22 protein-coding genes are annotated in these 22,758 nt (G+C 69.7%); 16 read left to right on the forward strand and 6 right to left on the reverse strand.

Annotated elements, in window-relative coordinates:
- Nucleotides 1-52 precede the first annotated feature (52 nt).
- Nucleotides 53-2,131 carry a WD40/YVTN/BNR-like repeat-containing protein gene (locus AC07O8_RS17430; RefSeq protein WP_495049238.1) on the reverse strand — a complete coding sequence of 693 codons (2,079 nt, stop codon included), beginning with the start codon at nucleotides 2,129-2,131 and terminating at the stop codon, nucleotides 53-55.
- Between the two features lie 339 nt (nucleotides 2,132-2,470).
- On the opposite strand from AC07O8_RS17430, the gene AC07O8_RS17435 reads away from it, so the two are divergent.
- The gene (locus tag AC07O8_RS17435) at nucleotides 2,471-3,343 is read left to right on the forward strand and encodes a PIG-L deacetylase family protein (protein WP_495049239.1); all 873 of its coding nucleotides are present in this window, start codon (nucleotides 2,471-2,473) and stop codon (nucleotides 3,341-3,343) included.
- A gap of 118 nt (nucleotides 3,344-3,461) precedes the next feature.
- Nucleotides 3,462-3,872, forward strand: a complete 411-nt coding sequence (locus AC07O8_RS17440; protein ID WP_495049240.1) for a hypothetical protein — start codon at nucleotides 3,462-3,464, stop codon at nucleotides 3,870-3,872.
- Between the two features lie 69 nt (nucleotides 3,873-3,941).
- Here AC07O8_RS17440 and AC07O8_RS17445 read toward each other — a convergent pair whose 3' ends face one another.
- Nucleotides 3,942-6,593, reverse strand: coding sequence for an excinuclease ABC subunit UvrA (locus AC07O8_RS17445; protein ID WP_495049241.1), 2,652 nt, complete (start codon nucleotides 6,591-6,593; stop codon nucleotides 3,942-3,944).
- Nucleotides 6,594-6,760: 167 nt separating this feature from the next.
- Between AC07O8_RS17445 and AC07O8_RS17450 the strand changes: the two genes are divergently transcribed.
- The 3 genes from AC07O8_RS17450 to AC07O8_RS17460 all read left to right on the forward strand — a co-directional run bounded on the left by AC07O8_RS17450 (nucleotide 6,761) and on the right by AC07O8_RS17460 (nucleotide 8,807).
- On the forward strand, nucleotides 6,761-7,867 hold the full coding sequence (locus AC07O8_RS17450) for a catalase family protein (RefSeq protein ID WP_495049242.1): 1,107 nt from the start codon (nucleotides 6,761-6,763) through the stop codon (nucleotides 7,865-7,867).
- 92 nt (nucleotides 7,868-7,959) lie between these two features.
- Complete coding sequence (locus AC07O8_RS17455) at nucleotides 7,960-8,475, forward strand: pyridoxamine 5'-phosphate oxidase family protein (RefSeq protein ID WP_495049243.1); 516 nt, start codon at nucleotides 7,960-7,962, stop codon at nucleotides 8,473-8,475.
- 11 nt (nucleotides 8,476-8,486) lie between these two features.
- Nucleotides 8,487-8,807 carry a plasmid stabilization protein gene (locus tag AC07O8_RS17460; protein ID WP_495049244.1) on the forward strand — a complete coding sequence of 107 codons (321 nt, stop codon included), beginning with the start codon at nucleotides 8,487-8,489 and terminating at the stop codon, nucleotides 8,805-8,807.
- Nucleotides 8,808-8,905: 98 nt separating this feature from the next.
- On the opposite strand, the gene AC07O8_RS17465 is transcribed toward AC07O8_RS17460, so the two are convergent.
- Nucleotides 8,906-9,151, reverse strand: coding sequence for a hypothetical protein (locus AC07O8_RS17465; RefSeq protein ID WP_495049245.1), 246 nt, complete (start codon nucleotides 9,149-9,151; stop codon nucleotides 8,906-8,908).
- Between the two features lie 289 nt (nucleotides 9,152-9,440).
- Between AC07O8_RS17465 and AC07O8_RS17470 the strand changes: the two genes are divergently transcribed.
- The 10 genes from AC07O8_RS17470 to AC07O8_RS17515 all read left to right on the forward strand — a co-directional run bounded on the left by AC07O8_RS17470 (nucleotide 9,441) and on the right by AC07O8_RS17515 (nucleotide 20,339).
- Nucleotides 9,441-10,709, forward strand: a complete 1,269-nt coding sequence (locus tag AC07O8_RS17470; protein WP_495049246.1) for an MFS transporter — start codon at nucleotides 9,441-9,443, stop codon at nucleotides 10,707-10,709.
- A 242-nt stretch (nucleotides 10,710-10,951) separates the two neighbouring features.
- Nucleotides 10,952-13,171, forward strand: coding sequence for a TonB-dependent receptor (locus AC07O8_RS17475; RefSeq protein WP_495049247.1), 2,220 nt, complete (start codon nucleotides 10,952-10,954; stop codon nucleotides 13,169-13,171).
- Nucleotides 13,172-13,293: 122 nt separating this feature from the next.
- Nucleotides 13,294-13,650: a DUF3649 domain-containing protein gene (locus AC07O8_RS17480; RefSeq protein WP_495049248.1), complete on the forward strand. Its 357-nt coding sequence runs from the start codon at nucleotides 13,294-13,296 to the stop codon at nucleotides 13,648-13,650.
- Nucleotides 13,647-15,392: a PepSY-associated TM helix domain-containing protein gene (locus AC07O8_RS17485; RefSeq protein WP_495049249.1), complete on the forward strand. Its 1,746-nt coding sequence runs from the start codon at nucleotides 13,647-13,649 to the stop codon at nucleotides 15,390-15,392. Before AC07O8_RS17480 ends, AC07O8_RS17485 begins: the two co-directional genes overlap by 4 nt.
- On the forward strand, nucleotides 15,389-15,667 hold the full coding sequence (locus AC07O8_RS17490) for a DUF3325 family protein (RefSeq protein ID WP_495049250.1): 279 nt from the start codon (nucleotides 15,389-15,391) through the stop codon (nucleotides 15,665-15,667). The genes AC07O8_RS17485 and AC07O8_RS17490 overlap by 4 nt, the downstream gene beginning before the upstream one ends.
- Nucleotides 15,668-15,735: 68 nt before the next feature.
- On the forward strand, nucleotides 15,736-16,929 hold the full coding sequence (locus tag AC07O8_RS17495; protein WP_495049251.1) for a fumarylacetoacetate hydrolase family protein: 1,194 nt from the start codon (nucleotides 15,736-15,738) through the stop codon (nucleotides 16,927-16,929).
- Nucleotides 16,930-17,031: 102 nt separating this feature from the next.
- Nucleotides 17,032-17,793, forward strand: coding sequence for a MipA/OmpV family protein (locus AC07O8_RS17500; protein ID WP_495049252.1), 762 nt, complete (start codon nucleotides 17,032-17,034; stop codon nucleotides 17,791-17,793).
- Nucleotides 17,794-17,851: 58 nt separating this feature from the next.
- Nucleotides 17,852-18,550 (forward strand): response regulator transcription factor, encoded by a 699-nt coding sequence (locus AC07O8_RS17505; protein WP_495049253.1) that lies wholly within the window; start codon nucleotides 17,852-17,854, stop codon nucleotides 18,548-18,550.
- Nucleotides 18,550-19,851: a histidine kinase dimerization/phospho-acceptor domain-containing protein gene (locus AC07O8_RS17510; RefSeq protein WP_495049254.1), complete on the forward strand. Its 1,302-nt coding sequence runs from the start codon at nucleotides 18,550-18,552 to the stop codon at nucleotides 19,849-19,851. Before AC07O8_RS17505 ends, AC07O8_RS17510 begins: the two co-directional genes overlap by 1 nt.
- Before the next feature lie 110 nt (nucleotides 19,852-19,961).
- Complete coding sequence (locus AC07O8_RS17515) at nucleotides 19,962-20,339, forward strand: response regulator (RefSeq protein ID WP_495049255.1); 378 nt, start codon at nucleotides 19,962-19,964, stop codon at nucleotides 20,337-20,339.
- 155 nt (nucleotides 20,340-20,494) lie between these two features.
- Here the strand turns inward: AC07O8_RS17515 and AC07O8_RS17520 are convergent, their stop codons facing one another.
- The 3 genes from AC07O8_RS17520 to AC07O8_RS17530 form a co-directional block, all read right to left on the reverse strand.
- On the reverse strand, nucleotides 20,495-20,983 hold the full coding sequence (locus AC07O8_RS17520) for a copper chaperone PCu(A)C (RefSeq protein WP_495049256.1): 489 nt from the start codon (nucleotides 20,981-20,983) through the stop codon (nucleotides 20,495-20,497).
- Nucleotides 20,984-21,040: 57 nt separating this feature from the next.
- Nucleotides 21,041-21,649, reverse strand: a complete 609-nt coding sequence (locus AC07O8_RS17525) for an SCO family protein (protein ID WP_495049257.1) — start codon at nucleotides 21,647-21,649, stop codon at nucleotides 21,041-21,043.
- A gap of 141 nt (nucleotides 21,650-21,790) precedes the next feature.
- Entirely contained in the window at nucleotides 21,791-22,186 is a 396-nt protein-coding gene (locus tag AC07O8_RS17530) for a DUF2946 domain-containing protein (protein ID WP_495049258.1), read from the reverse strand.
- Nucleotides 22,187-22,346: 160 nt separating this feature from the next.
- On the opposite strand from AC07O8_RS17530, the gene AC07O8_RS17535 reads away from it, so the two are divergent.
- Nucleotides 22,347-22,754, forward strand: a complete 408-nt coding sequence (locus tag AC07O8_RS17535; RefSeq protein WP_495049259.1) for a VOC family protein — start codon at nucleotides 22,347-22,349, stop codon at nucleotides 22,752-22,754.
- Nucleotides 22,755-22,758 lie beyond the last annotated feature (4 nt).

A 22,758-nucleotide genomic window follows, 5' to 3' on the forward strand; every position in this document is an offset into this window, starting at 1 on the left:
GGCCCTTTTCTTTTGCGATGACGCGCAAGGCGCGCAATGACGCGCCGGACGATCATTGCGGAGCAAACGTCATGTTCGACGAGACGTAGCTGATCGGCATGAACACGCCGCCACCCACATACTGCAGATGCAGCGCGTCGGCCTGGCCCCCCGAGAGCGAACCGGTCACTCCCGGCGTGGTTGACGACCGGCGCACGCCGCCATACAGCGAAGCACCGGATTTGCCGGCCAGCAGGGTCAGACCGTTCGCGCTGCTGGCCACCGTCGTCCAGGCGCCCGCGTCGGCCGTGGACCGCCATGTCTGCCCACCGTCTGGCGACTCATACAGCGCGCCGCCGCTCGTGGCCGCCACGACATGACGACCGTCCGACGACGTGGCGATGCCGCGCCAGTCCCGGCTGGTCGCGACGGCTTCCCAGGTGGTGCCGAAATCGTCGGACCGCCAGATGGCGCCGGTATCGACCGTCGCGTACAGCCGCTTGCCGTCCGAAGACGCCGCAGTGCCCCACCAGAACTGCGCGGAGGCCCGGGCGGTCCAGGTCACGCCGTAGTCGGTCGACACATACAGCTGCGCGCCATTGGTGCCTGCCACCAGAACGCGACCGTCAGCCGAAGCACTGATCGTGCGCCAGGCGCGGTTGCTGTCGCGCGCCGTCCAGGTCGCACCGCTGTCGGACGAGGTCCAGATCTGACCCAGGTAGGCCGTGGCCGCGAGGCGCACGCCATCGGCCGAACTGGTCACGGCGGACCAGGCGCGGGCGCTGCCGTCATTGGACCAATTGGCGCCGCCGTCCGTGGACAGATAGAGGGCGCCGCCGTTGAACGAAGCCAGGAGCTTCATGCCATCGGAAGAGGTCGACACGCCCGACCAGGTCTGCCCGGCAAGGCGCAGCGCCCAATGCGCGCCTGCGTCGGTGGAGGTATACAGCTCGCCGGACGCCGAGGTCGCGACCTGCCGGGCGCCATCGGCCGACACGGCTGTGCCGGTCCACGAGCCGGTCGGGGACTGGGCAGCCCAGCCGATCAGGTTGCCGCCCGGCAAGCCCACGGTCGTGATCCGCTGACCGGCGTTCTGCGCAATCGTCCAGCCGCCGGTGCCCACGCCCGTGACCTTGATCCAGTCCCCGATGACAGGCGTCGCCGGCAGCGTGATCACCACGGTCGAGCTCGAATTCGCCAGGTAGCCGGTGTTGGGAACGGCCTGCGCGGTGGGCCCGGTCACGTCCACCCATCGGGTGTCCGCCGGGGCGGCACTGCAGACATACGAGGTGGCAGTGACCTCCCCGGCGTCCAGCACGCCGTTGCGGTTGGCATCCTGTCCCGATTGCACGCGCTGGCCGCCATAGCCGCAGTTCGCGCCAGCCGGCTCCGCGACGACCGCGACGAGCGCGTCAAGGCCGGAAGCTCCCGTGGGACCAGTCGGGCCAGTCGGGCCAGTCGGGCCAGTCGGACCGGAAGGGCCGGACGGACCTGTAGGACCTGTTGGGCCTGTAGGACCGGCAGGACCCGTGGGACCTGTCGGACCTGTCGGACCGGCCGGTCCCGAAGCCCCGTCCGAACCATTCGATCCGTTCGATCCGTTCGAACCATTGGTCCCGTCAGTGCCGTTCGCCCCGTTGCAGACGTAGGCGATGCTGCTGGCTTCATTGGCGTCCAGTGCGCCATTGCCATTGGCATCCAGCCCGGCAAGCACGGCAGACCCCCCTCGTGCGCAATTCGCGCCGGCGGCTTCGGACTGGACTCTCACCAGCATGGACCGCCCTTGGGCACCGGCGCCGCCGTCCAGGCCATTGCAGACGTACTGGGTGCTGGACACCTCCGCGTCAGCCAATTGGCCGTTGGCATCTGCATCCGGGCCTGATTGAACACGTGTGCCGCCGGCCGGACAGTGACTGCCTGCGGGCTCCGGAGCGACACGCACCAGGGTTGCGGCGGCGGTGCCGGGATTGGCCTCCGGCCCCGCATCGTCACTGGACGATCCGCCACCGCACGCGGTCAACGCGGTGGCGAGGGCGGTGGCCCCGATGAGGAGCATGTGACGGGAGTGGCAGGTCAATCGAGTGCCGCGGAAGCGTCGATCGGCGATGGTATGAAGCATGGTGGATATGGGCGCCTCCAGCGGTCGCACCATGCAACCGCTCCCCCGAGGCGCGCGTCGCGGAAGTATCCGCAACCGAAGTCAGGTCCGGTATCAAGTCCAATCACGGCATCCTGAAAAGTTACAGAAGTGTCGTGCCTCCGCCGCGATGCGGCTGGTCCGGCAACAGGTCCCGTGGTCCCGCCCACCGTGTCTTCTCAGGCGTGGTGTCTTGCGGCGGCCGCACGATCGTTGCCGCACGGGGTCGGACACAAACCGTTTCACGAAGCTGGCAGGCCCTTTGCCATGTTCCTCCGCCAGTCCTTGGCGACCGCGAGCCGGTCGCCGGGGATACCGAAACCTGGAAGGAACCGCCACGCCATGGACGCTCTGATGCATCGACGCCCGTTCCGTACCGTGAACGAGGGCATGCCCGTCGGTCTCGCCCCTCCGGAGGCGCAACCGCGCTCGCCGTCCGACCGCCGCATCGACGGCGAGGGCACGCCCGAATGGGCCTGGCGCCAATGGCAGCCGCTGTGGGGGGCGCCGCTGACCTCGCTCGATGAACTGGTGCCTGAGGGTCGTCGCGCCGTCGTCGTCGCGCCGCATCCCGACGACGAGGTCCTGGGCTGCGGCGGACTGCTGTCGCTGCTGGTCACGCGGCATCGGGCCGGACTGCCGCCCGATCGCGCGCCCGCGCCGCCCGTCGAGCTAGTGGCTGTCACCGACGGCGAAGCCAGCCATCCCGGTTCGCCGCGATGGACGCCGCAGCGGCTCGCCGTGCAGCGCCGCCACGAACGGGCGTCCGGGTTGCGCCGCCTCGGGCTGCATGTGCCCGTGCATGCGCTCTGCGTGCCCGATGGTCACGTCACCGACCATGAGGACGATCTCGTGCTGGAGCTGTGCCGGCGCCTGCGGCCCGATGACGTCCTCCTCACGTCGTGGCGCCTCGACGGCCATCCGGACCACGAGGCCACCGGTCGCGCCTGCGCCCGCGCGGCCCTGCTGACGGGGGCCTCGCTCATCGAGCTGCCGATCTGGGCCTGGCATTGGGCGCGCCCCGGCGACGCCGCGGTGCCGTGGCACCGGATGCGGCGCCTGCCGTTGAACGCCCGCGCGCTGAGCGACAAGCGCGCCGCGCTGGCCGCGCATCGCAGCCAGTTGCTCGCCGATGGCGATCGCCCGCCCGCGCTGTCGGCGGAGTCGGTGAACCGCCTGCTGCGGCCGTTCGAATTCGTGCTGCTGCCGGACCTCGCCCACCAGTGAGCCCGCCGCCGCGCATTGACGCGGCGCATTGCCGTGGCGCATTGACGCGGCGCAGCATGACAAGGCTGAGGACGGGGGCGTAGCATCGAGTTTCCTCGGGCTCATGCCTCCCCCCGTCATGTCCGTCTGGCAATTCGATCTGGCCTTCGCGCAGGGTGGTGCCGCGGCGTCGTGGTTGCCCTCATCGCGCGCCGACGTCATGCACTACCTCGCGAGTCGCGTCGGTCCCAGCACGCCGATGCTCGAGGGCTGGCGCTACTTCGGCAACGAGGCCGGCAACTGCATCGACATGGTCTCGGACCCCGATGGCCGCTACGAACTGCATGCGCGCCTGGACGCTTGCGCCGAAGAAACCGACCACTTCATCGACGTCGTCTGCGACGTCGCCCACGCGCTCGGCTGCGAGTTCTTCAGCGAGGAACTGTCCGCCCTGGTGCGACCCAGCTCGCGGGCGTTGAAAGAGGCGCTGCAGCGTTCCAGCGCTTGGCGTTTCGCGCTCGATCCCGAGGGCTTCCAGCCGAGTCGCTGATCGCGCCGTTCCGCGCCGCGCTGCGCCGCACCGCGTCACGTCGGATCAGCCACGCCCCGTCGTCCCATCTCAAACCGCGCCGTCGATCGCCGCCTTCAGATGCGGCGCCGTGCGGGAGTCCGCGCTCGCGGCCACGTCCTCCGGCGTCCCCGCGGCGACCAGCCGACCGCCTTCGCCGCCCGCGCCCGGCCCGAGGTCGATCACCCAGTCCGCGCCGGCGACGACGCGCATCTCATGCTCGACGACCACCACCGAGTGACCGGCGTCGACGAGATCGCGCAACTGCACCATCAGCTTGTCGACGTCGGACGGATGGAGGCCCGTGGTGGGCTCATCCAGCACGTAGAGCGTGTGGCCGCGCTGCGTGCGCTGCAGTTCTGTGACGAGCTTGATGCGCTGCGCCTCGCCGCCGGACAGCTCGGTCGCCGGCTGGCCGAGCCGCAGATAACCCAGGCCGATGCCCTTCAGCAGTCCGAGCGGTCGAGCGAGCGCCGGCTCCTCCGCGAAGAAGTCGAACGCGGCGTCGACCGTCATGCCGAGCACGTCGGCGATGTTGCGCTCGCGGTAGCGGACCTTCAGCGTCGCTTCGTTGTAGCGCGCGCCGTGGCAGGCGGGGCAGGGCGCGAAGACGCTGGGCATGAAGAGCAGCTCCACGCTGACGAAGCCTTCGCCCTCGCAGGTCTCGCAACGGCCCTTGGCGACATTGAAGGAGAAACGGCCCGCATCGAACTTGCGCGCGCGCGCGGCCGGGGTCGCGGCGAAGAGCTTGCGCACGTGGTCGAACAGCCCCGTGTAGGTCGCGAGATTGGATCGCGGCGTGCGTCCGATCGGTTTCTGGTCGACCTGCACGAGGCGGCGGATCGTCTCGGCGCCGTCGGCGATTCGGCCACCGGTCGTGGAGGGGATCTCCGCGCCGGCCTCGGTGTCCTCGTCGTCGTCCGCAGCGACCGGCTCATGACCGAGATGCGCGCCGACCAGGTCCACGAGCGCACGACTCACGAGCGACGACTTTCCGGAGCCCGACACGCCGGTGACCGCCGTGAACACGCCGAGCGGGAACGCGGCATCCACGTCGACGAGGTTGTTTTGCGTGATGCCTTCCAGGCGCAGCCAGCCCTTGGGCGTGCGTGGCGCCGGTCCGCGGTCGGGACGGCCGACGGGACCAGCCGAATCGTCAGCGGAGTCGGCGGAAGAGTCGGCGGAAGAGCCGGTGGAGGCATCGGCGAAGGCACCAGGGAAAAGATAAGCGGCGGTGCGTGACTCCGCGATGCCGCGCAGGCCGTCCGGCGGACCGCTGTAGAGCACGCGGCCGCCGAGATCTCCGGCCGCGGGGCCGACGTCGACGATCCAGTCGGCGGCGCGCATCAGGGCGAGATCGTGTTCGACGACGTAGATCGAATTGCCCGCCGCCTTCAACGAACGCAACGAGGCGAGGAGGGATTCGCTGTCGGCCGGGTGCAGTCCTGCCGAGGGCTCGTCCAGCACATAAATGACGCCGAAGAGGTTGGAGCAGATCTGCGTGGCCAGCCGTAGCCGCTGGAGCTCGCCGGGTGACACGGACGGCGTCGCGCGCTCCAGCGACAGGTGACCGAGTCCGAGCGACAGCAGCGGCCGCAGCCGCATCAGCACGTCGTCGACCAGGCGCCGGGCCGCGAGGCGCTTCTCCTCGCTGAGTCCGTCGATCGCCGCGTCGCCGAGGTGATCGGCGAGCTGCGCCAGCGGGAACTGCGACAACGCGCCGATGTCCAGTCCGCCGAAGCTCACCGACAGCGCCTCGCGCTTGAGCCGCTTGCCGTCGCAGACCGGACAGGCGCCGCCGATCAGGTAGCGCGACACGCGGCGCTTCATCAGCGCGCTCTGCGTCGTGGCGAAGGTGTGCATCACGTAGCGCTTCGCGCTGCTGAACGTGCCCTGGTAGCTGGGCTCCATCTTGCGGCGCAGCGCGTCCCGGGTCTCGGCGGGCGTGAAGCCCGCGTACACGGGCACGGTGGGCTGCTCGTCGGTGAACAGGATCCAGTCGCGGGTCTTGCGCGGCAGCTCGCGCCAGGGCTTGTCGACGTCGATGCCCAGCGTGACCAGGATGTCGCGCAGGTTCTGGCCGTGCCAGGCCGGCGGCCAGGCGGCGACGGCGCGATCGCGGATCGTGAGCGAATCGTCGGGCACCATCGAGGCCTCGGTGACCTCGTACACGCGTCCCAGCCCGTGGCAGTGCGGGCAGGCGCCCTGCGGCGTGTTGGGCGAGAAGTCCTCGGCGTACAGCATCGGCTGCTTCGCCGGATAACGACCGGCGCGGGAGTACAGCATCCGCAGCAGCGACGAGAGCCCGGTCACGCTGCCCACGGACGAACGGGCGCTGGGCGTGCCGCGTTGCTGCTGCAGCGCGACGGCGGGCGGGAGGCCGTCGATCGAGTCGACCGCCGGCACGCCGACCTGGTCAATGAGGCGGCGCGCATACGGCGCGACCGATTCGAAGTAGCGCCGCTGCGCCTCGGCGTAGATCGTGCCGAAGGCGAGCGAGGACTTGCCCGACCCCGACACGCCGCTGAACACCACGAGCGCGTCGCGCGGCACGTCCACGTCGACGTTCTTGAGGTTGTGCTCGCGCGCGCCGCGCACCTGGACGAAGGCGGCGCGGCCGGGGCGGTCGCCGATGGCATCGGAGGACGCCGCGGTCGTGGACGACGGCGCGGGCTGCGAGCGGGCGGTGGGGCGTTTGGCCAAGACGGAACCTCTTTCATCGGCACAAGGTGCGCGGGTAAGGGCGGGGCCGGAGTATCGGTCGATGCGACCGATCAGCAAGCTGGATGCCCAGCACGCCGGGCGCGTGGGGGTCCAGCGGGACGGGCATGGCCATTGCCTTCTCAAGGTTCCACTTCAGAGCCCCCGCCATGAACCTTGCTGCCGATGTGATGCCCGTGACCTTCGAACCGTCGCTCGAACGCGAGGAGCCCAGCGAGGCGACGACCGTCGACGAACTGGTGAAGACATTCGTCGGCATGGCCAGGATCGTGGCCGACACGGAAGGCCACGCGTTCCGAGCCGTGCATGCGAAGGGCCAGGGACTGCTGCGAGGCCAGCTCGTCGTGCATCGCGAGCTGCCCGCGATCTTCGCCCAGGGCCTGTTCGCCCGACCTGCGGTCTACGACGCCCTGGTGCGCCTGTCGTCGCCGCCGGCGGAACAACTGCCCGACAGCGTCTCGACGCCGCGCGCGCTCGCGCTCAAGGTGCTGGGCGTGTCCGGCGAGCGCCTGCCGGAGGCGCTGGGTCCCGACGCCCAGGATTTCCTGATGGTCAACGGGCCGGCCTTCTCCCGGCCTGATCCTCGCGGGTTCCTCAAGGACGTCCAGCTGCTGGCGTCCACGACGGAGAAATCGCCGCGCGGCAAGGAGGTGCTGTCCGCCGTCCTGCGCGGCGCGGAGCACGTGCTCGAGGCCATCGGCGCGGAGAGCGCAAAGCTCAAGTCGCTCGGCGGACATCCGAAGGTCCATCCGCTGGGCGACACCTACTTCTCGCAGACACCGTTCCTGTTCGGACCCTACATCGCGAAGTTCTCGTTGCAGCCCGTGTCGCCCGCGCTCACCGCGCTGACCGGCGAATCGATGGAGGCCGACGGAGACGATGCGCAGCGGGTCTCGGTGGCGCGCTTCCTGTCCGCGCAGATGGCACCGGTCGAATGGGCGCTGCGTGTGCAGCTCTGCGTGAACACCGATGAGATGCCCATCGAGGACGCGTCGGTCGAATGGCCCGAGGACATGAGCCCGTGGGTCACGGTGGCGACCTTGTCGGTCGCGCCGCAGGACAGCTGGCAGGGCGAGGCGACGCAGGCCGAGGAAGACGCGCTGGCCTTCAGCCTCTGGAACGCGCTGGCCGCTCACCGTCCGCTGGGCGGCGTGAACCGCGCGCGCAAGATCGTCATGGCGGCGTCGCGCGAGTTCCGGTCGGCGTTCAACCGATGTCCCATCCACGACCCGGTCAGCCGTCGCAGCGTGTCGTGATCACACGACTGATGCCATGAGCGTCGAGGGAGGGCCTGGGGCGGGAGCGAGGTTTGCTGCGAGGGATGCAAACCCTTCAAAGGAGCCTCACCATGACCGACAAGCCCCTCTCCGACACCGAACGCCGCGAGAAGCTCTGGGACCTCATCAAGGACGTCAAGGTCGGACTGTTCACGACCCACCATGCGAACGGGCACTTGCACTCGCGTCCGATGACGCTGCAGAACAAGGGCCTCGACGAGGGTGAATCGCTGTGGTTCTTCATGTCCCGCAGCGGCGAACCGTACAGCGACATCGTGTCGTCCTCGCAGGTGAATGTCGGTTTCGCCGATCGGAGCGAAGACACCTACGTCTCGGTGTCCGGCACCGCGGAACTCAACGAGGATCGCGCCAAGCGCCAGGAGCTGTGGAACAAGGCGGCGGAAGCCTGGTTCACCAAGGGCGTGGACGATCCCGACCTGGCGGTGGTGCGCGTGCGCATCAGCCATGCCAGCTACTGGGACGTGAAGGCGTCGAAGCTGACGCAGCTCTATGCGATGGCGAAGGCCGCCGTGACCGGCAAGCCGCCCACGGGCTTGGCCGAGACCGGTGAAGTGCGCATGAAGTGAGGAGTCCCCCCATGCCCAGAGGCGACAAGTCGTCCTACACGGACAAGCAGAAGCGGCAGGCCGAGCACATCGAGCGCGGCTACGAGGATCGCGGCGTTCCCGCAGATGAAGCGGAAAAGCGTGCGTGGGCCACGGTCAACAAGGAGACCGGCGGCGGCAAGAAGTCCGGCTCCGGGCGCGGCCAGCCCGAGAACCACGAGCCTGCCCGCAAGGGCGGGCGCGTGGGCGGCCAGGCGGCATCTAGCCGCACGGCGGCGGAGCGTTCGGCCTCCGCGAAGAAGGCCGCCGCGACGCGCAAGCGCAATGCGGCTGCCCGCGCGGGACATCACTGAAGCAAGACGCCCGGCATGAGCCGGGCGTCTTGCGTGGGAGCGAACCGAGGGTCGTCAGTCCGTGGATCGCTCCACCGAAACAGCGCGACTTGGGCCGTTCACTCGGCCGAAGCGTCTTGATCGGCAGCCGTGCTGCGGCGGCCAGTGATGTAGACGGTCGGCAGCTGTTCGCGCTTCACGGTAACGATCACCGGATCCAGCGTGACGATCGACGCACGCAGGTCGCGTTGACCTTGTGCATGAGCGATCCCCAGTCCGAGCACCACGGCCGCGATGGCACCGAAGGCGACGGCCTTGAAGGTGGTGTTGGTAGCGGAAGTGATGCTGAGGCGGGTGGCGTTCATGTCGATCTCCTGAAGGGCGGTTGCTGTGTCGATGGAGTCAGTGTCGTCATCGCGGCCCCGCCTTTCGAGCGCTCAGCGACGAACCTCCACTGCGGCGGCGTGAACTGCAGGCGCGACGGATGAACCGTTGGGTTTCGGGTCTCGGGTCTCAGGAAGTCAGAACGCCGGCAGGGGGGCCATCCGGCGCTGCGCGAAGAGCGGTCGCATCGCAGGGGTCCCGTCCGGGAAACGGCTCGAAGTCCTTTAGGCTCGACGGTTTCCCCATCGCGACCTCCCGGCTGTACCCCGCATGACCTCCGATTCCGCGTCCCTCGCCCGTTCCGACGCGGCGCTGTCTGCCGCCACCGCACCAGCGGCGACCGGCTCCCCCGCCGCCCCCCATGCGCACGGCTTCCTGCTGCCCATCGTCGGCGCCGCCGCCTTCGCGCACCTGCTCAACGACCTCATCCAGGCCGTGCTGCCCTCCATCTATCCGATGCTGAAGGCCAACTACGCGCTGAGCTTCGGCCAGATCGGCTGGATCGCGCTGGTCTACCAGATCACCGCCTCGCTGCTGCAGCCCTGGGTCGGTCTCTACACCGACAAGCATCCCAAGCCCTATCTGCTGCCCATGGGCATGGTCGCCACGCTGGTCGGCGTCGGGCTGCTGGCGTTCTCGACCTCGTACGCGATGCTGCTCGTCGCCGCGGGCGTGATCGGCATCGGCTCGGCGACCTTCCATCCGGAAGCCTCGCGCGTCGCGCGCATGGCCTCGGGCGGTCGCTTCGGCACGGCGCAGTCCTGCTTCCAGGTCGGCGGCAACGCGGGCTCGGCCGTCGGGCCGCTGCTCACCGCGGCCATCGTCATCCCCCACGGCCAGTCGGCCATCGCCTGGTTCATGCTGGTCGCGGCGCTCGCGATCTTCGTGCTGTCGCGCATCACCGGCTGGACGCTGCGCCACGGTCAGGCGAAGGTGAACAGCCTCGCCCGCGGCGCGGTCGGCGGCCTGGGCCGTCGCGAGGTGGTCCGCGCCATCGTCGTCATCGCGGTCCTGATGTTCGCGAAGTTCGTCTACATCGCGTCGTTCACGAACTACTTCACCTTCTACCTGATCCAGCGCTTCGGCCTCAGCGTCCAGCAGAGCCAGGTCTACCTGTTCATCTTCCTGGCCGCCATCGCGGCAGGCACCTTCGCCGGCGGACCGGTCGGCGACCGCATCGGCCGCAAGGCCGTGATCTGGGTGTCCTTCCTCGGCGTCGCCCCGTTCGCGCTGGCGCTGCCGCATGTCGGCCTGACGCTCACCGCCGTGCTGGCGGTCGCGATCGGGCTGGTGATGTCATCGGCCTTCGCGGCGCTGGTCGTCTATGCGCAGGAGGCCGTGCCCGGACGCGTGGGCATGCTGTCGGGCGTGATGTTCGGACTGATGTTCGGGATCGGCGGCATCGGCGCCGCCGGCTTGGGCCATCTCGCCGACGTGCACGGCATCGTCTGGGTCTACACCCTCACGTCCTTCCTGCCGCTGCTCGGCCTGGCAACCGCGTTCCTGCCCGACACGCGCAAGGCGCGCGCCGCCGCCTGAGGGACGCAGCGCCCCGGCCGGACCGGCCCAGGTGCACGGCCTGTCCGGCCTGCGCGGCGATCTTCAGACACGGCGGTAGGCGCTGCTGAACACGATGATCAGCCGGCGTGTCGACGGCATCGTGGGTGGCGGGCCCGCTGGTACCGCTGCCACCAGCTCCATCAATCGCACGGGGATTCACGGCACCCACATGTTGCGCCTCTATGATGAGAAGAGTTCTCATTTGCAACAAGCTGCCGCCCATGTCCGTCCGTTCCGAATCGACCGTCCTCTTGACGCCGCTGTCCGCAGCCCTGAAATCGCTGCTGGGCGCCAGCTTGGCCGTCGGCGCCGCGGGCGCGCTGGCGCAGGCCGCCGAGGCGCCTGCCGCCCCGGCCAAGGCCGCTTCAGAGGCTTCCGCCGCCTCGACCTCGTCGAACACCGCGCTGAACAAGGTCACCGTCCAGGGCAAGGCCGAACGCCAGAAGGCCGGTCTGGGCTCGCGCGGCGGCGTCGGGATCCTGGGCTCGCAGGACGCGATGGACATCCCGTTCAGCACGCTGAACTACACCGAGCAGTTGATGCGCGACCAGCAGTCGCGGACCCTGGCCGACGTGCTGCAGAACGACGCCTCGGTGCGCGTGATGACGGCCGCGCAAGGCTTCGGCGAAGACTTCCAGATCCGCGGCTTCGCCGTGCCCAGCGGCGACGTGGGCTTCAACGGCCTGTATGGACTGTCCTCCGGCAACCGCATGCCGGCGGAGATCATGGAGCGCGTCGAGGTCCTGAAGGGCCCGGCCGCGATGGTCAACGGCATGCCGCCGGGCGGTAGCGTCGGCGGCGCCATCAACGTGATCCCCAAGCGCGCCGGCGACCAGAACCTGACGCGCCTGACCACCAGTTTCGCCAGCGGCGACCAGCTCGGCGTCGCGATCGACGCGGGCCGCCGTTTCGGTGAGAAAAAGGAATGGGGCCTCCGCGTCAACGGCAGCTACCGCGACGGCGAGGCCAGCATCGACGACGGCAACGCCCGCCAGCGGTTCGCCTCGGCCGCACTGGACTACCGCGGCACGCAGCTGCGCTGGACCACGGACGTCTTCAAGCAGCACGAGAACATCCGCGGCTTCCGCTCGCAGCCCGCCTTCGTGGCCGGCCTGCTGCAACTGCCCAAGGCGCCGGATCCGGGCAAGAACATCTACGGCAGCAACGCGCTGCTGGCGATCGACGACGAGATGTTCGCGACCCGCCTCGAGTACGACGTCAGCGACCGCCTGACCGTCTGGGCCGGCGCCGGCTGGCGCGACAGCTGGTCCATGCAGGACTTCCCGACGGCGAGCACGCGCGCGGACGGGCAGGGCAACTTCCGCCTGATTGGCGCTTGGTACGACGCCTACTTCCAGACCACCAGCGCCGAGGCCGGCGCCCGCGCCCGCTTCGAGACGGCGGGCATCGGCCACTCGATCTCGGTCGGCGTGAGCCGGCTGGACCAGGAGACGGGCAGTTTCTACCTGGCCAACCCGACATCCACCTCGGTGCCATCCAACATCTACAACCCGGTGGAGATGCCGGCCGTGATCGGCGTGCGCCGCGCGCCGACCCTGACCTCGGACACGCGCCTGTCGGGCGTGGCGATCGCGGACACGCTGTCCTTCCTGAACGAGCGCTTGCTGGTGACCGTCGGCGTGCGCGACCAGACGGCCGAGCTGACCGCCTATCCGAAGACCGCCACGAACTACTACAAGAAGAGCGCCGTGTCGCGCCTGGGCGGCATCGTGTTCAAGGCGAGCGAGGACATCTCGGTCTACGCCAACTACGCCGAGGGCCTGACCCGCGGCGGCATCGCGCCGGCCACGGCGGTGAACGCCAACGAGGCCTTCGCGCCCTACCAGTCCAGGCAGATCGAGGCCGGCGTGAAGGTCGACTGGGGCAGCGTCCTCACGACCGCCAACGTCTACCAGGTCAAGAAGCCCAACACGATCAACGAGACCGTGCCGGCGGATTCGCAAGGCCGCACCGTGCGCTACAGCTTCGGCGGCGAGCAGCGCAACCGCGGCGTCGAACTGTCCGCGCAGGGCGAGATCATCCGCAGCATCCGCTGGCTGGCGAGCGCGTCCTTCACCGACGCCAAGCAGACCCGCACCACCAATGGCCTGAACCAGGGCAAGGACGCCACCGGCGTGGCGGACAAGACCGCCAGCGTCGGCGCCGACTGGGACGTGCCCCATCTGCCGGGCCTGGGCATCAACGGACGCGTGATCTACACGTCCTCGGGCTGGCTGGACACCGCCAACACGCTGGCCGTGCCCGCCTGGACGCGCGCCGACATCGGCGCCCGCTACACCACGAAGATCGCCGGCGTGCCGACGGTCCTGCGCGCCAACATCGACAACGTCTTCGACCGCCACTACTGGCTGCTCAGCGGCAGCTACGCGACGGTGGCCACAGGCCGCACGGTCGTGCTGTCCGCGTCGTTCGACTTCTGATCCTTCGCTGTCATCCGTTCATCGTCCGAGTCCTCCAGGAGACCTCATGAACAAGAGCTTCCGTCCGGCCCTGTGCCTGTCTTCGCGTCCGCCCCGCAAGTGAGCCGGGGAGGAGCGTCGCGATGAACGCCGTCAGCGCCCCGTCGGGCCGCACGTCACGGATCGCCGTCGCGGCGACCCGTGTCCTGGGCGTGCTCCCGCTGATCTCGCGCATCGTCGCGGCGATCGGCGGCGGCTACGTGCTCGCCGCGCTGCTCAGCGTCGCGGTGCTCGCGCTGCCGGTGAGCCGGCCGCAGGCCGTCATCGGCGGCATGCTCGGCAGCTTCGCCGTGTATGCCGGCGCCGTCATCTGGGTCTTCGCGGTGCGCAGCGCCACGAGAGCCTGGGTCGGCCTGATCGTCGCCGCGCTGCCGCTCCTGCCGTTCGCGTGGTCCGCCTGGTCCGTCTGGACCGCCGCCGCCCCCGCCGCCTCGCCATGACCGTCCACGTCCAAGACACCCCCACCGCGCCGCAGCCGCGCGGCATCCGGCAGACGATGTCGGATCTGCACATCTGGACCGGCCTGCTGTTGGGCTGGTTCCTGTTCGCGATGTTCCTGACCGGGACCGTCAGCTACTTCAAGGAGGAGCTGTCGCAATGGATGCGGCCCGAGATCGCGCACCAGGCAGTGACGCCGGAGCCGGCCGTCGTGGCCGGCCGCATTGCCCGGGAACTGGAGACGCTGGCGCCGGGCACGTCGCAGTGGAGCCTGCGCCTGACCGACGACCGCCACAGCGTGGCCGATGCCTTCTGGCGCCTGCCGGCCAAGGAGGGCGCGCGGCGCGCGTTCAAGTCGGCGGTCTTCGATCCGCAGACGGGGCAGAAGGTCAGCGCGCGCGAGACGCTGGGCGGCGAGTTCTTCTACCGCTTCCACTTCCAGTTCCACTACATGCCGGTGCTGTGGGGCCGCTGGCTCGCGGGACTGGCGGCGATGTTCATGCTGGTGGCCATCGTCAGCGGCGTGATCACGCACAAGAAGATCTTCACGGACTTCTTCACCTTCCGCTGGGGCAAGGGCCAGCGCTCGTGGCTGGACGCGCACAACGCGCTGTCGGTGTTCGGGCTGCCCTTTCACCTGATGATCACGTACACCGGCCTGGTGACGCTGATGGCGCTGTACATGCCCTGGGGCGAGCAGGCCGGCATCAACACGCCGGCGTTGAAGAAGCAGTTGACGTCGGAGCTCAACGCCTTCATCCAGCCCGGCAAGCCCGCGGGCGAGGCGGCGCCGCTGGCGCCCGTCGAGGCGATGGTGCGCGAGGCCGAACGCCGCTGGGGCGCGGGCAACGTCGCCCGCGTCACCGCGACGAATCCGGGCGACGCCGCGGCGCGCGTGGCGATCACGCGCGGCGAGGGGGGCCGCGTCTCGATGAGCCCGCAGTACCTGCTGTTCGACGGCGTCTCCGGCCGGCTGCTCGAGGAGCGGGGCGGCGTCGGCGCCGCGGCCGAGACCCGCGGCGTGATGTACGGGCTGCACCTGGGCCGCTTCGGCGACGACACGACGCGCTGGCTGTACTTCATCGTCAGCCTCGCGGGCACGGCGATGGTCGGCAGCGGGCTGGTGATGTGGACCGTCAAGCGTCGCCAGAAGCTGCCCGATCCGGACCGGCCGTACATCGGCTTCATGGTGGTGGAGCGGCTGAACATCGCCGCCATCGCCGGCCTGCCGCTGGCGATGAGCGGCCTGCTGTGGGCCAACCGGCTGCTGCCGCTGGGGCTGGAGAAGCGCGCGGAATGGGAAGTCCACGTGATGTTCATCGTCTGGGCGGTGACGCTGCTGCATGCGCTGGTCCGGCCGGCGAAGCGCGCCTGGATCGAGCTGTTCTGGCTGGGCGCCGCGTCGCTGGCGCTGCTGCCGGTGGGCAACGCGCTGACGACGGACCGACCGCTGTGGCACAGCTTCTGGCAGGGCGACTGGACCTTCGCGGCCGTCGAGCTGATGTTCTGGGCGTTCGCGGCGTTGCTGGCCTATCTGGCGATCCGGACGGCGCGCCATGTGCCGAAGGGCAGGCCGGTCGCGAAGGCGAAACGCGCTCCGCCGTCGGCGCCTGACCGGGCGCCAGTCAAAGCCCCAGTCAAGGCGCCAATCAAGGCGCCGGTCAAGGCGTCCCGGCAGCCGCCCCCGCCGCCCTCCGGCGAGGCCGGCATGGCGCTGCGATCGGGCGGGGAGGGCGCGCGATGATGCACGCCTTCAGCCTGCTCATCTGCGTGGCCGCTTTCGCGGCGCTCGCGATGGCGACGGACCGCGCGCAATCGGACCTGCTCGGTCGCGAGCTGCCCGCGTCGACGTCGCGCACGCTGCGCACCGTCGGCTGGGTGCTGCTGCTGGCGAGTCTGGCGCTCGTCGTGAACGTGCAGGGCTGGGGCCTGGGCCTGGTCAGCTACAGCGGGCACACCAGCGTCGCGGCGGGCGTCGTGTTCGTTGCCTTGATCGTGCGGCAGCGACGCAAGGGCTAGACCGCGACCTCACGGTCGCTTCACCGCCTGGTTGCTGGAATCGGCGCTCCTTTCCTCAGGAGCGCTCCATGCCTTCTCTCCACAAGCACCTCCGACGCGGCCTCTGGGCCGCGCTCGGCCTTTTCGGCGTCGCCTACGCGGTGGCGCTCACGCGGACCGAGCCGCCGCCGGTCTCGCCGTACACCCTGGCGCAGTGGCACGCGATGGTCCCCCGGATGGACGGCGTCCCCATCGCCCCCACGCGTGAGGCGCTGACTTTCGCGCGATTCCCGACCGAGCGCGGCCTGCGCCTGATGCGCGTGGACCGCTACGAGCAGGGTGTCGTCACCGGCACCGACATCACCGCGCTGCAGCAACGCGGCGAGGCGGATCCGATCAGCCTCTGGCAGCAGTCCAGCTACGACGCGATCGCCGCCGCCACCGGCCCCTCCGTGAGCGTTCCGGCCTCGACGCTGGCGGTGCCGTTCGCCTCCACGGGGAGCCAGATCGCGATGGGCGGCACCTATCCGGCCCACTCCAACGAGACCCGGATCGCGCGCCCCTTCGTCTTCCCGAAGCTGCAGCCGGCGCAGGCCTGGAACATGCCGGTGCCCAGCCGCACCTTCCTGCTGGACTACGAGATCGAGCTGGGCATCGTCGCGCTGGAGCCGCTGAAGGAGGGACGCCGGTCCAGCCACTTCGGCCTGATCCTGGCCTCCGACTACACCGACCGCGACCGGCTGCTGCGAGATCTCAACATCGGCGACGTGACCACCGGGCTGGCCTTCGCGGCGGCGAAGTCCGTCGTGCCGGCGATGCCGGTGGGCGCGCTGTTCGTGATCCCCAAGGACGTGCGCGCGTTCCACAAGAAGCTGGAGCTTCGGCTGCACGTCAACGACCGCCTGCGCCAGATCGCGCTGCCGCGGGACCTGAGCTGGGACATCGACCGCATGGTCACCGAGTCCCTGGCGCGCAAGGCGCTGGCCTTTCCCATGGGGCGCAATACGGTCGCGCTGCCGATCGGCGCCGACGGCGCCATCCCCGCGCGCACCATCCTGCTGTCGGGCACGACGGACGGCGTCGTCGTGCGCCCGCCGTCGGGGCGCCAGATCTTCATCGGTGTCACGCAGTGGCTGGTCAGCCTGCGCTGGACGACGCCCAGCCTGATCGTCGAACGCAGCATCGCCGAGGCCCATGCCGACGGCCACTACCTGCAGCCCGGCGACCAGGTCGTGATGCGGGCCGACTACCTCGGCCTGATCTCCAACACGATCGTCCATTGACGCTCCTCACGGTTGCTTCACCGGGGCGATGCGCCAATCCATCCGCCTCTCCAGCCTTTTCGAAGGTTTTCAAGCCCTCCCCAGCCTTCTCAAGCGAGTCCCATGATGTCCACCACCCAGTCCTTCGTCCACGCCGGCATGCTGCTTCTCGGGCTGCTGACGATTCCCTCCGCACAGGCCGATGCGGGCGCCGGTTCCCAATGGGGACTGGGCGCGACGGTCGGCTTCGACCGCAAGCCCTACCGCGACTTCGACGACAAGGCGCAGGCGCTGCCGCTGGTCTTCTACGAAGGCCGCTGGCTGCGCGTGGCCGGTCCCGCGCTGGACCTGAAGCTGGCGGTCAGCGACGCGATCACCGTCGGCCCGCGCCTGCGCTACGCGGGCGACGGCTACGAGGCCGACGATTCCCCGTTCCTGCAGGGCATGGCCGAACGCAAGGCGAGCTTCTGGCTCGGCGGCTTCGCCCAGTGGCGCACAGGCTGGGCCACGCTGTCGGTGGAAGCGCTGGGCGACGCCTCGCGCGAGAGCACGGGCAGCCGCTTCAGCCTGCGCGTCGAGCGCGGTTTCGCCGCGGGCGACTTCGAGCTGACGCCGCGCGTGGTCGTGCATCGGGTCGATCGCAAGTTCGTCGACTACTACTACGGCGTGCGCGCGGAGGAGGCGACGGCCTTCCGTCCTGCCCATGCCGGCCAGTCGGCGACCAATCTGGAAGCCGGACTGCGCATCGGCTACGCGCTGGCGCCGCGCCATCGCCTGTCCCTGGACCTGAGCACCACGCGCCTGGGCAGCGGCATCAAGGACAGTCCCCTCGTGGAGCGCAGCCGGCAGGACGGGGCGCGGGTCTCCTACCTCTATCTCTTCTGAGGTCGGTCCCGGCGCCGTCGTCGGCCAGAATCGCCCAACCCCCACTGAAGGCCTTGCCGTGCACCGCGAACGCATCCTGCTGGTCGAAGACAACCGGGACCTGGCGGCGTCCATCCTGGAGACGCTGGCGGAGTCCGGCTTCGAGCCCGACTACGCCGGCGACGGCGCCCATGCGCTGCAGCTGGTGGCGACGACGGCGCCGCCGTTCGACGCGGTGATCCTCGACGTCGGCCTGCCGCGGGTGAACGGCTTCGAGGTCTGCACGCGGCTGCGCGGCGACGGCTTCCGCGCGCCCATCCTGATGCTGACGGCGCAGGGCGCGGCGGACCAGGTCGTGGAGGGTCTGGAGCGCGGCGCGGACGACTACATCGTCAAGCCCTTCGAGGCCCGTGTGCTGGTCGCGCGGGTGAGGGCGGCCATCCGGCGTTACCTGCGCGTGCCCGACGGCGCCGGCGTCGTGCAGGCGGCGGGACTCTCGCTCGATACCGGCCACTTCCAGCTGACGCTGCCGTCGGGGCGCGTGTGCCCGCTGACGCCGCTGCAAAGCCGCCTGCTGCACACGCTGATGCGCCACGCGCCGCGCGTGGTCTCGCGGGACGAACTCGAGAGCGCGCTCTGGGGCGACGAGCAGCGCCCGGCCAGCGACGCGCTGCGCAGCCACCTCTACCAACTGCGACGATTGATCGAGGGCGCCGGCGGCCCGCCGCTGATCCGCACGCTCGGCAAGCAGGGCTACTGCCTCGAGGCGGAGGTCTGATGGCCGGGACCCGCCCCACGAAGTCCATCGCCGACCGGGGCCGCCCGCGGACGCTGTTCGCGAAGATGTGGCAGGCCTTGCTGATCCTGATGCTGGTGATCTTCGTGGTCCACGCGCTGCTGGTGACGGGGACGCTGCAGCTGGGATCGGAAGCGCAGACCGAGCGCCGCCTGCGGCGCATCGGCGACTACTGGGCCGCGCAGGCGCCGCTCACGACGCCGCTGGGCCTGGACCCGGTCACGGTGATCTACCCGCGCCATGAGCTGATGCCCGCCAACCTGCGCACCATGCTCGCGCCCGAGGCGCGCGGCCTCTTCGAGCTGGGCAACCGGGCGCAGGACTACTTCGTGCTGGCGATTGCCGTCGCGGGGCGGCCGACCTTCTACATCGTCGAGTTCCACTCCGAGGTCAAGCCCAACGAGACCATGGAGCACCAGGTCTTCTTCTGGTACCTGCTGGGCATGGTGCCGCTGGGGCTGCTGCTGCTCTGGCTCTGCCGCCGCATCACCGCGCACGTGGTCGCGCCGATGCGCGCGGTGGGACGCGAAGTCGCCGAGCGGTCGCCGGACAGCCTGGCGCCGCTGGCGGTGCCGGCGGGGGCTTCCGAAGAGCTGGTGGTGCTGGTGGAGCAGATCAACCACGCGCTGGCGCGGACGGCGGCGGTGCTGGACCGGGAGCGCAGCTTCACCCGGTTCGCCAGCCACGAGCTGCGCACGCCGGCGGCCGTGATCCAGGCGGCGCTGGAGCGCATCGACGCCCAGGCCAGGCCGGAGCAGGCGAGACCGATAGCCCGCGCACACCGCGGCCTGCGCGACATGCATGCGCTGATCGACACCTTCCTGCAGCTCTCGAGCGACCGCCTGACCGCGCCGGACGAGGAGGGCGTCGTCGTCGACAGGCACTGGATGACCGCGCTGCTGCACCACGTCGCCGGCGGCCAGCCGGACCGCGCCTTCACCGTCGAAGAGATGGCCCCGCTGCATCTGCTCGCGCCGGCCACGCTGGTCCACGTGCTGATCGCCAACCTGCTGAAGAACGCGCTCTTCCACGGCGGCCGGGAACCGATCGAGGCGACGATCACCACGGACGCCATCGAGCTGCGCAACAGCCTGACGGATCCACCGGCGCCCTCCGGCTTCGGGCTCGGTTGCCAGATCGCGCACCGCATCTGCGATCGCCTGGGGTGGCGTTTCTCGCTGGTGCTGGCGGACGGCCTGGCGGTGGCGAGGGTGGAGGTGACGCCAGAAGCGCCGCCGCCGGACGCCCCTGCCGCCGCGTGGGCAGATCCCACCCGTTTGTAGTCCTTCACCTGACCTGGGGTCGGCGCGGGGGATCACCCCGGCTGGGGGCCGGCCAGACTCGAAAAACTGTCGCCCGTCACTCATCATTGAGTCATTCCAGGGAGACAAAAATGAAGGTTGCACTGATCGAGGACAACGCGCTGCTGCGGCGCCTGATGGTGTCGCGCCTGCAGTCCGAAGCGTCCATCACCGTGGTGGGCCAGGCCTCCAGCGAGAACGCCGCGATGACCACGATCGCGCTGAGCGCGCCGGACGTCGTGCTGGTCGACCTGAGCATCGACGGCGGTTCCGGCCTGGGCGTGATCGAGCGCCTGCGTGCGGCGCGCTTCCGCGGCCGCATCCTGGTGCTGAGCTCGGAGGACCGCGCCGCCTACGAGCCGCGCGTGATCGCCTGCGGCGCGGACGCCTTCTACGACAAGGCCTGCGACTTCGAGCGCCTCGTCGGCGAGCTCTGCACGCTGTCCAACAGCGCGTGGATGGCGGATTGATTCACGACTGCAAGCGCCGTAACGGGCGCGGATGATCCGTCGTGGATCGGCAGCGTGTGCGCGGCATGCTCGGTGGAGCGCGCCGCGGTGCCATGGCCGGCGTGCGCCACCGATCGCGCAGCGTATAGACGCCGCCGGACACGGTCAGGGTGACGTCAATGCGCGTGATCGCCGTGACCACCGCCCTTGTCGTCCTTCGCCGGCATCGCCGCATTGAGCGCGCGCACCGGCGCCTTGACCTCGACGGTCTGGCGGGCGCCGCTGCGGTCCTCGAAGATCAGCGTGAGCGGCACCTGATCGCCGGCTTTCACCTGCGCGGGCAGGTCCAGGAACATCAGGTGGAAACCGCCGGGCTTGAGTTCCACCGTCTTGCCAGCCGGCAGCTCGATCGCCGGGACCTGGCGCATGCGCATCACGTTGTCCTGCATCGCCATCTCATGCACCTCGGCCTTGGGCGTCAGCGGCGTGCTCACGGCCACGAGCCGGGTGTCCTTGGCGGCGGTCAGCTTCATGAACGCGCCGGTGGCCCTCTGCTGAGGGACCGTCGCGCGCACCCAGGCGTCGTCGACCTTCACCTGGGCGTTGACGAGGGAAGCGAACAGCGAGCCTGCGACGAGCAGCAGCGTGTGGATCTTGAAGGTCATGTCGTTTCTCCGAAGGATGTGGGATTGAAGTCGAGTCAGGTGTTGATCAGGTGTTGGTCAGGTGTTGAGCAGTTGACGTATGTCCGCGGCGAGGTCGGCGGCGCTCATCTCGTGCTTGATCGCCAGCCGCGCCTTGCCCTTGCGATCGAAGACCGTGCTCAGCGTCGAGTGGTCCATCGTGTAGCTGCTCCCCGTGGGGACCTTGCCGTAATAGACCTTGAACTCCTTGGCGACGGCGGCCGTTCCCGCGAGATCGCTGTAGAGGCCGAGGAAGCTCGGATTGAACGCGGCGGTGTAGGCGGCCAGCACCGGCGCGGTGTCGCGCTCGGGATCGATGGTCACGAAGAGGACCTGGAAGTCCTTGGCATCCTCACCCAGCATCTGATGCACGGCCGCAGCGCGCGTGAGCGCGGTCGGGCAGACATCGGGGCACTGCGTGAAGCCGAAGAACATCATCACCACCTTGCCGCGGAAGTCGGCCAGGCGGTGGGGGCGGCCGTCCGCGCCTTGGAGCGCGAAGTCGCTCGCGTAACTCACCAGCGAGAGATCGATGCCGTGGAAGGTCGGAGAGGGCTTGCAGGCCGCCAACGGCAGCAGGCAGGTGGCGAGAGTCAAGGCACGGCGACGCGCGGCGGGCGCGCTGGGGGAGAAAGAAGGGTGTCGCATGATCGAAAGGACGTGGACCGACCCGCCGCGCATGAGCGCAGAGGCGCAAAGGCCCATTCGCGCGAGCGAAGGCGGCAGGTCAGTCGTGAGGTGCTTCGCGTCCGGAACGGAGCGAAGTGCGCATCGGCCGCGAGGCGGCGATCAGGCGACGGCAGGAGGTCCGCGCGCGAGCGCTGGCGCCCACGCGAAGAGCGGGCGAGGCGCGGTGAAGAACAGCTGCGGACGCTCGAACTTCAACGCGTCCGGCGGCATCCATTGCATGGCGGCGGGCGGCAGGTCCGGCGCGCCATGGTGGATGGCGCAATACGGGCAGTTCATCGACGAGTTCATCAGCGATGAGCTGTCGCGGCTCGTGTCGACATTGCCGGCGGCGTCGACCACCACGAGCTTGGCGCCGGTCGCGGAGCAGATCTCCGCGAAGGTGGCGCCCTGATGGACCAGCATCGCATGCGACAACGACGGCAGCATCGCCGCGAGCAGGATCGTGAGACTCACGAGCCATGCCCAGCGCTGGGTCGATGTCCGCGTCGCATGCATGCGAGGATTCTATGCGCCGGAGTCTCCAGGGACGTGCCCGGGGTCGGCGATGTGATCGGCAATCCGCGCGGCGATGTCGATCCGGGGACTGCTCGATCGTCGTGACGAAGAAGGTGTCCTGCGCGGCGGGACCCGACTCAACCTGTCAACGGAGTGAACCATGCCCAAGAGCCTCTTCATCAGCCTTCCGGTCAGCGACCTCGGCGCCTCGATCACCTTCTACAAGGCCTTGGGCTTCGGCCAGAACCCGCAGCTCAGCGGTGAAGACGGCGCCGCCATGGTCTGGAGCGACGCGATCCAGGTCATGCTGGTCACGCACGCCAAGTGGCGGACTTTCACCCAGCGGCCGTTCCCGCCGGCCGGTTCGTGCGGGCTGATGCTGTCGCTGGCCCTGGAGAGTCGCGCCGCGGTCGACGCGATGAACCAGGCCGCCGCGTCCCACGGCGGGCAGGCCGATGTGAATCCGATGGAGGACCACGGCTTCATGTACACCCGCGACCTCGCCGATCCCGACGGTCACATGTGGGCCGCGCTCTGGATGGACCCGACGGCGATGCCGGCGGGGTGACCGC

The sequence above is a fragment of the Roseateles sp. GW821-FHT09G09 genome (assembly GCF_059415965.1).